8 protein-coding genes are annotated in these 7,573 nt (G+C 45.7%); 2 read left to right on the forward strand and 6 right to left on the reverse strand.

Annotated elements, in window-relative coordinates:
* Together AB4653_RS07900 and aspA are read right to left on the reverse strand one after the other, a co-directional pair.
* The coding region (locus AB4653_RS07900) for an anaerobic C4-dicarboxylate transporter (protein ID WP_372103760.1) at positions 1 to 1,213 on the reverse strand (1,213 nt) is incomplete at its 3' end.
* 181 nt (positions 1,214 to 1,394) lie between these two features.
* Positions 1,395 to 2,846, reverse strand: a complete 1,452-nt coding sequence (aspA, locus tag AB4653_RS07905; RefSeq protein ID WP_009844714.1) for an aspartate ammonia-lyase — start codon at positions 2,844 to 2,846, stop codon at positions 1,395 to 1,397.
* Positions 2,847 to 3,130: 284 nt separating this feature from the next.
* Between aspA and AB4653_RS07910 the strand changes: the two genes are divergently transcribed.
* Positions 3,131 to 3,655 carry an FxsA family protein gene (locus AB4653_RS07910; RefSeq protein ID WP_009844715.1) on the forward strand — a complete coding sequence of 175 codons (525 nt, stop codon included), beginning with the start codon at positions 3,131 to 3,133 and terminating at the stop codon, positions 3,653 to 3,655.
* Between the two features lie 136 nt (positions 3,656 to 3,791).
* On the opposite strand, the gene trmL is transcribed toward AB4653_RS07910, so the two are convergent.
* The 4 genes from trmL to AB4653_RS07930 all read right to left on the reverse strand — a co-directional run bounded on the left by trmL (position 3,792) and on the right by AB4653_RS07930 (position 7,111).
* Positions 3,792 to 4,271 (reverse strand): tRNA (uridine(34)/cytosine(34)/5-carboxymethylaminomethyluridine(34)-2'-O)-methyltransferase TrmL, encoded by a 480-nt coding sequence (gene trmL, locus AB4653_RS07915; RefSeq protein WP_009844716.1) that lies wholly within the window; start codon positions 4,269 to 4,271, stop codon positions 3,792 to 3,794.
* Between the two features lie 77 nt (positions 4,272 to 4,348).
* Positions 4,349 to 4,966 carry a superoxide dismutase gene (locus AB4653_RS07920; RefSeq protein WP_012604973.1) on the reverse strand — a complete coding sequence of 206 codons (618 nt, stop codon included), beginning with the start codon at positions 4,964 to 4,966 and terminating at the stop codon, positions 4,349 to 4,351.
* A gap of 76 nt (positions 4,967 to 5,042) precedes the next feature.
* Positions 5,043 to 6,422, reverse strand: a complete 1,380-nt coding sequence (gene cpxA / locus AB4653_RS07925; protein ID WP_012604972.1) for an envelope stress sensor histidine kinase CpxA — start codon at positions 6,420 to 6,422, stop codon at positions 5,043 to 5,045.
* Positions 6,422 to 7,111 (reverse strand): response regulator, encoded by a 690-nt coding sequence (locus AB4653_RS07930; protein ID WP_102258063.1) that lies wholly within the window; start codon positions 7,109 to 7,111, stop codon positions 6,422 to 6,424. Before AB4653_RS07930 ends, cpxA begins: the two co-directional genes overlap by 1 nt.
* Before the next feature lie 179 nt (positions 7,112 to 7,290).
* Between AB4653_RS07930 and AB4653_RS07935 the strand changes: the two genes are divergently transcribed.
* A partial coding sequence (locus tag AB4653_RS07935; protein WP_372103763.1) for a Spy/CpxP family protein refolding chaperone occupies positions 7,291 to 7,573 on the forward strand: 283 nt, incomplete at its 3' end.

Below are 7,573 nucleotides of genomic sequence, written 5' to 3' on the forward strand. Positions count from 1 at the left end.
TACCAATACGCGTTGAGCCTGTGTCATCCATCTCAACCGCTGCCAGCAGCGTAGGGTAAGTTGGAAGTACGAACAGTGCACTTACTGCAGCAAAAGAAGCCACGGCTGTTAGTGGTGCTACGCCAATCGCTAGAGCTGCTGGCATCAGTGCAACTGTTGTTGCGCCTTGAGAGTAAAGCAGCATAGAAGCGAAGAACAAAACAAGAGCCAGCATCCATGGGTAGTCAGCCAGTAGAGCACCTGCTACGTCTTTGATCTCAGCAACGTGTGCGTTTACAAACGTTGAACCTAACCAAGCTACACCAAGTACACAAACACACGCTGTCATACCAGAGCGGAATGTTGGCGCTGAAGAAATCTTCGCAGCATCAATCTTAGTGAACATCACGATAGCCGCTGCTGCTGCTAGCATCACAGACATGATCGCTTCGTTACGACCAAGCGCTGGGTTTTCAATTAGGCCAACAGAGCTAGAGATAGCCGCTGCGTAGCAAACCACGAAACCAATCGCTGCTAGGAAGATGTACGTTGCTCTCTTCGCTGTTGGTAGAATTTCACGTTTCTCTTCTGTCGCCAGTTTGATTAGGCCTTTCTCTAGACGTTCTTGGTAAACAGGATCGTCTTTCAGTTCGCTACCCATGTAGTTAGCAACAACCGCACCAACCATACAAGCGATGAAGGTTGTTGGGATACAAACCATCAATAGCGTTAGGTAATCAACACCAAAGGGTGCCAGCATTGCTGCGAAAGCGACAACGGCAGCCGAGATTGGCGAAGCTGTGATAGCAATTTGAGAGGCGACAACTGCGATAGACAGTGGACGAGAAGGACGAACACCTTGGCCTTTCGCTACTTCTGCTATTACAGGAAGCGTAGAGAATGCTGTGTGACCAGTACCGGCCATTAGTGTCATTACAAAGGTCACAATCGGCGCGTAAAAGGTGATGCGTTCAGGGTGTTTACGCAAAAAGTTTTCTGCAATTTGTACCAACCAGTCCATACCGCCCGCAACCTGCATAGCAGCAATTGCGGTGATAACCGACATGATGATCAAGATTACGTCGATCGGGATGAAAGACTGGCTTGTTGGAACGCCAAGAATCAGTGAAAGGGCAATAACACCAGCACCACCGGCAAAACCAATACCGATACCGCCAATTCTGGCCCCCAAAAAGATAAAGAGCAGGACGACAAATAGTTCTACTGCAATCATAAGTAACACCTCATTTTAGATTTTATTATGTGAACATTCGCCGCTGGAATGTTCACATAATAGTTCTATGGTTTAGATTCTATTTCGCAAAAGTGCAACCAATAGAAACCCACAAAATTAACATGGTTAACCGTATTGGAGCCTAAAAAAGGGCTCCGTTTGGAGCCCTTTTTCGCTAACGTTATTCGTAGCGTTTTGCTTTATACTGAGGATGCATCAAATTTTCAACAGAGAAAATGTCATCAAGTTCTTCTTCGGTTAATAACCCGCGTTCTAGAACTACATCACGAACGCTTTTACCTGTTTCAGCACAGATCTTACCAACAACATCACCCTCGTGGTGGCCAATGTATGGGTTTAGGTAAGTGACGATACCGATAGAGTTAAATACGTGAGATTCACACACTTCTTTATTCACAGTAATGCCGTCTACACACTTGTCGCGTAGGTTCACACATGCGTTTGTTAGAATGTCTAGAGACTCAAACATGCTTTGTGCGATAACAGGTTCCATTACGTTCAGTTGAAGCTGACCGCCTTCTGCTGCGAAAGAAACCGTGTTGTCGTTACCTAGAACTTTAAAGCAAACTTGGTTTACAACTTCAGGCACAACTGGGTTTACTTTAGCTGGCATGATTGAAGAGCCAGCTTGCAGTTCAGGTAGGTTTAGTTCGTTAAAGCCAGTGCGTGGGCCTGAAGAAAGAAGACGTAAGTCGTTACAAATCTTAGACAGTTTAACCGCTAGGCGCTTAAGTGCACCGTGCGTCATTACGTATGCGCCACAGTCAGATGTTGCTTCGATAAGATCTTCAGCCGCTACACACTCTAAGCCCGTTACTTCTGCTAGGTGTTTCACTGCTAGGCCTTGGTAACCCGGTGCTGCGTTCAGACCAGTACCGATAGCCGTTGCGCCTAGGTTAACTTCAAGCAATAGCTTTGAAGTGTATTCTAGGTTTTTGATTTCTTCGTTGATGGTTACAGCCCAAGCGTGGAACTCTTGGCCAACCGTCATTGGAACAGCATCTTGAAGTTGAGTACGACCCATCTTCAGGATTGTGTTGAATTCTTGGCTCTTAAGCTCGAATGCACCTTTTAGGTATTCGATAGCGTCAATCAGTTTACGAACGCTGTTGTAAACTGAGATACGGAAACCAGTTGGGTAAGCACAGTTAGTTGATTGGCTGCGGTTTACATGGTCATTCGGGTTGATGAACTCATATTGGCCTTTTTCTTTGCCCATAAGTTCAAGTGCCACGTTTGCCACAACTTCGTTAGCATTCATGTTTACAGAAGTACCAGCACCACCTTGGAATACATCCGATGGGAACTGATCCATGCACTTACCAGTGTCTAGAATGAGGTCACAAGCTTCGATGATGTATTTAGCTACTTCGCTTGGGATTACACCTAACTCTTTGTTTGCTAAAGCCGCTGCTTTCTTTGTCATCACCATACCGCGAACGAATTCAGGTACATCTGAGATCGTTACATTTGAGATGTTGAAGTTTTCAACTGCGCGTAGAGTGTGGATGCCGTAGTAAGCATCAGCCGGAACATGACGTTGACCTAGTAGATCTTCTTCGAGACGAGTAGCTTGAGGAGCTTCAACTTGAGCTTCTGATAGATTAGCCATAACAGGATCCTTAGAGAATTATTCTGATTATATAGTTAGTTATTAGCCTATTCTGTGTGCAAATACTCCGTTCGCTAGAATATTGGGCTGATAAATCCGTCCTGACTTATGTGGCACATGATACTGTACTTAGCGCATAAAAATATTAAGTTGATCACCTTTTTCGGTTTTGTTTCGTCAATATTTTGCAAAGTTATTCTCGGTCAATAAACACGCTTATTTACAGGATAAATTTGAGATTGATAGGGCTTTCAGCGTAAACTGGATGTAACAAAGGAGGGCGTGTGTTTCCTATCTTATTATTACTATTTATCTTCGTACCCATCATTGAGATTGGGCTATTTATTCAAGTTGGTGGCTTCTTAGGATTGTGGCTAACTATTGCGTTGGTTTTGATTACTGCATTTGTTGGTGCATCGCTTGTTCGTAGCCAAGGCATTCAAACACTTATGTCTGTGCAAGGTCGATTACAACAAGGCGAAATGCCAGCACAACAGATTCTTGAAGGCGTGATGCTTGCGGTTGCTGGTGTATTGCTGCTGACTCCTGGCTTTATGACGGACGCACTCGGTATGTTGGTATTGCTACCAGCACCAAGAGCGATGATTGCTAAGAAAATGATGGAAAAAATGGTGGTGACCAATATGTCTGGCGGTTTCCATGCGGGTGGACAGGCTGGTTTTGGTCAGAGTCCATTTGGACAAGACCCATTCAATCGCGATCCCTCCGACCAATCAAAAGACGGCAACACCTTTGAGGGTGAATTTGAGAAGAAAGACGATGACAACGATCGTAACCGCTTAAACTAATCCGTTTTTTCTCTTCTTTGTTTTTATCTCTTCTTTATATAGAGGGAAAAACAGAAAAGGCTCTTACCTTTATCCTTCGCAAGAAAGTGATAATGGTAAGAGCCTTTTTTATTGCTAGCAGGGGGTGAGCGTTCGGTTATACCGCGCCTTCAAAGCCCATTTGTCGCCACGCTTCGAATGCAATAATAGCAACCGCGTTAGATAGGTTGAGGCTACGCGCATCTGGCATCATTGGAATACGAATGCGTTGTTCCATTGGCATGCTTTCGATGAACTCTGCAGGCAGGCCACGTGTCTCAGGGCCAAACATCAACACATCACCTTGTTGGAATTTCGCATCCACGTGGTGACCTGTGGTCTTTGTCGTGCAAGCAAAGATGCGGAAGTCACCCTCGCGTTCATTCTCTAGATACTCAAGAAAGGCTTCTAGGTTCTTGTGACGCTTAACACGCGCTAGGTCGTGGTAATCCAAGCCAGCACGACGAACTTTCTTCTCTTCAAAATCAAAGCCAAGCGGCTCAATCAGGTGCAGGTTTGCGCCGCAGTTAGCACATAGGCGGATGATGTTACCCGTATTGGGCGCAATTTCAGGTTCGTATAGAGCGATATCAAACATGTTGGTTCACAAGAATAATCAAAGATAGCCAGAGTATACGGTGGCAAGCTGAGTGAGTACAGTTCACCACCATTGGCTTACGCTTTATTCGCGAGTGCTTGTGCGTAGTTTTCAGAAACCGCATTCCAATTCACCACGTTCCACCATGCATTGATGTAATCAGGGCGACGGTTTTGGTAGCTGATGTAGTAGGCGTGTTCCCAGACATCCAGTGCAAGAATCGGCTCACCGTTGCTGGCGATGGTATCCATCCACGGGTTGTCTTGGTTTGAGGTCGAGATGATTTTCAGTTGTCCTTCTTCTACTACCAACCAAGCAAAGCCTGAACCGAAGGTATTGATTGCCGCTTGAGCGAACTGATCTTGGAACGTCTCGAAATCTCCGAAAGTACTTTGGATCGCGTCGCCAAGTTTACCTGCTGGTTCACCCCCGCCATCTTGAGCCATGCAGTTCCAATATAAAATATGGTTGTAGTAACCGCCGCCATTGTTGCGAACGGCAGGGCTGTGCTGAGAGATGTTAGCGAAGATCTCGGTCAGAGATTGCTGCTCAAGTTCACTGCCAGAAATCGCCGCAACAAACTTATCGTAGTAGGTTCTATGGTGCTTGCTGTAGTGCACTTCCATCGTCTTAGCGTCAATGTAAGGTTCTAGGGCGTCGTAGGCGTAGGGTAGAGCAGGAAAAGAGTGTGACATGGTAAATCCTCCTTAATTAGAGGACTTACCATAATGATAATGGAAATCATTATCAACTGCGATCTTTGTAGGGGTATTACACTGGCAGGATAGGCAGGGTGATTTTGAGTTGTAATCCACCGAGCTGGCTACGGCTTGCAGTGATGGTTCCGCTGTGTTGACGAATCGCACTCTCTGTAATGGTTAGGCCAAGCCCTGTGCCGCCAGAGTTACGATCTCGTGCCGTTGAAACTCGGTAGAAAGGTCTAAAGATAGAATCCAGTTCGTCATCAGGCACACCATCGCCATTATCATTTACGCAAATCGTCAGCCGATCTTGGACAACATCGAATTGCACATCGACTTGGTCTTTACCGTAGTAGATAGCATTGCGCGTAATATTGTCCAAGGCACTCATCAGTAGCTTAGGGTTACCCGAAATAGAACGGTCTGGGATCTCTGAAAACGTCAGTAATTTACCCATCTGTTCAGCTTCAAATTCTGCATCTTTTAAAATCTCTTCCCATAAGCTCGAAATAGGCTGAACCTCACGAGTAATATGGCTGTCGACCTGCATGCGTGATAGCGTCAGTAGCTCACTGATCATTTGCTCTAATCGCTGAGCTTCCATATCAATACGTTCTAACTCTTGGCTCTCACCCTGTTTACGAATCGCAAGAGCATTGGCCATGCGAAGGCGGGTCAATGGCGATCGTAGCTCGTGTGAGATATCTGAAAGTAGGCGTTGTTGCCCCGAAATCATCTGATTAACCGCTTCGACCATCTGGTTAAAGCTCTCACCCGCTTGTCTGAATTCTGAGGTGCCTTTTTCGAGTGTGGGATCGACCTCAAACTGACCTTTCGCCACACGTTGTGCTGCGCGTTCAAGCCTACGAGCAGGTTGGCTCAATGCCCAAGCTAACCATAATAGCAGTGGGGTACTTGCTAGCATTACCGCAAGCAATAACTGTAAAGGTCTATCAAATAAGCGCAGCAAAAATGGAGGAGGTTGGTTCCATTTTACTCCGGCATACATCAGTAATTCTTCTCCAGCGAGTGTGATAGGGACTGGCCCTGCTACCATGTAATGTCCGTATAACTTTTGCTTGGGTAATTCAGGGTTATCTATCGAGGTAACAAAATTACGAATCGCTTTAAGTTTGTAATTTGAGTGTCTTTTCGATGTAAGGACCGCGCCTTCAAGGTCGGTTAGGTAAATACGAGCACGAGAATCCTTGCGGCTACGCGGTGCCTCAAGTTGGAACACTATTTTTCCCAAGTTAGATTCTTTGGCGTAGCGCTTTTCTGTGAATTTAGCGATACGTTCGAGTTTATCGAGATGATCGGCAGGCACATCGCGCGCCACTCGCGGGTCTAAATGGGGAAGTGACAGTACCGACAAAAGCACCAGTAACATGGTGAACCAAAAGATAGCAAAGATACGTCCATATAAGCTGGTGATTTTAGGGATACGCATTAATCTTCCTCTACCAATAAGTAGCCACGGCCTCGTAAGGTTTTGATGCGAGACTTACCGTCAGTACGTTCTGGAATCTTCTTGCGCAGATTAGATATATGCATGTCTATCGCGCGGTCAAACGCCGCCAGCCTTTTACCCAGAACATCCAAACTCAACGCTTCCTTGGTGATCACTTGCCCTGGGTTCTGGATTAGGTGACTCAGCAAAGCGAACTCGGTGGTGGTAAGATCGATAAGCTGGCCATTACAATAAGCTTCTTGTTTACCTGGAAATACTTCAATGTCTTGATATTGAATCTTATCACTGGCTGCTTTAGGAGCGGTGTTGATCTGCGTTCTACGTAAGATGGCACGAATACGAGCGAGCAGCTCTCGGTCACTGAAAGGCTTTGGCAAGTAATCATCTGCGCCAAGCTCAAGGCCAATAACACGGTCGATCTCTTCACCTTTAGCTGTCAGCATCAGTACTGGCGTTTCCCAATTTTCTCTTAGTTTCTTTAGCGTTTCCATACCGTTAAGGCGCGGCATCATCACGTCCAAAAGAATCAAATCTATCTCATCATTGATAGCTTCCAACCCCGCATAGCCGTCATTGGCTTCGGAAACAGTGAATCCCTCAAAGCTCAGTATGTCTTTAAGTAAGCCGGTTAGCTCGGTGTCGTCATCAATAAGAAGAATGTTCGCCATTGGGAAGCCTTAATCAGTTGTTTATAGGTTAATAATACTGCTAATTATTCGTCAACTTTCACTCTTTACGATTCTTTACGCTTTCTAAACGTCGCTTTACGAGGGAAAGACTAATCTATATCTAAGCGCTGAAAACAAACGCAACACATGACTGATTATACCGAATTGAGGCAAAAATTATGAAAATGACTAAGAAACTTGTACTAGTAGCTGCGGCACTTCCACTTATGTTAGGTACAGCAAGCGCGTTCGCATATGGCGGTGGCGATAAAGGTGACCACAAAGGCATGCACGGCAAGTGTGGCGGCTTTGACAAAAAAGTGATGCGTCAACTGGATCTGACGGATGCTCAAAAAGCAGAGCTAAAAGAGATACGTGAAGCGAACCGTGCTGAGATGAAAGCAAAACATTCAGGTAATAAAGCGGACAAGATGGCGCAGATGAAAGCGCACCACGAGAAAG

Source organism: Vibrio sp. 10N.222.48.A3 (genome assembly GCF_041475345.1).
Classification (GTDB): Bacteria; Pseudomonadota; Gammaproteobacteria; order Enterobacterales; family Vibrionaceae; genus Vibrio; species Vibrio tasmaniensis_A.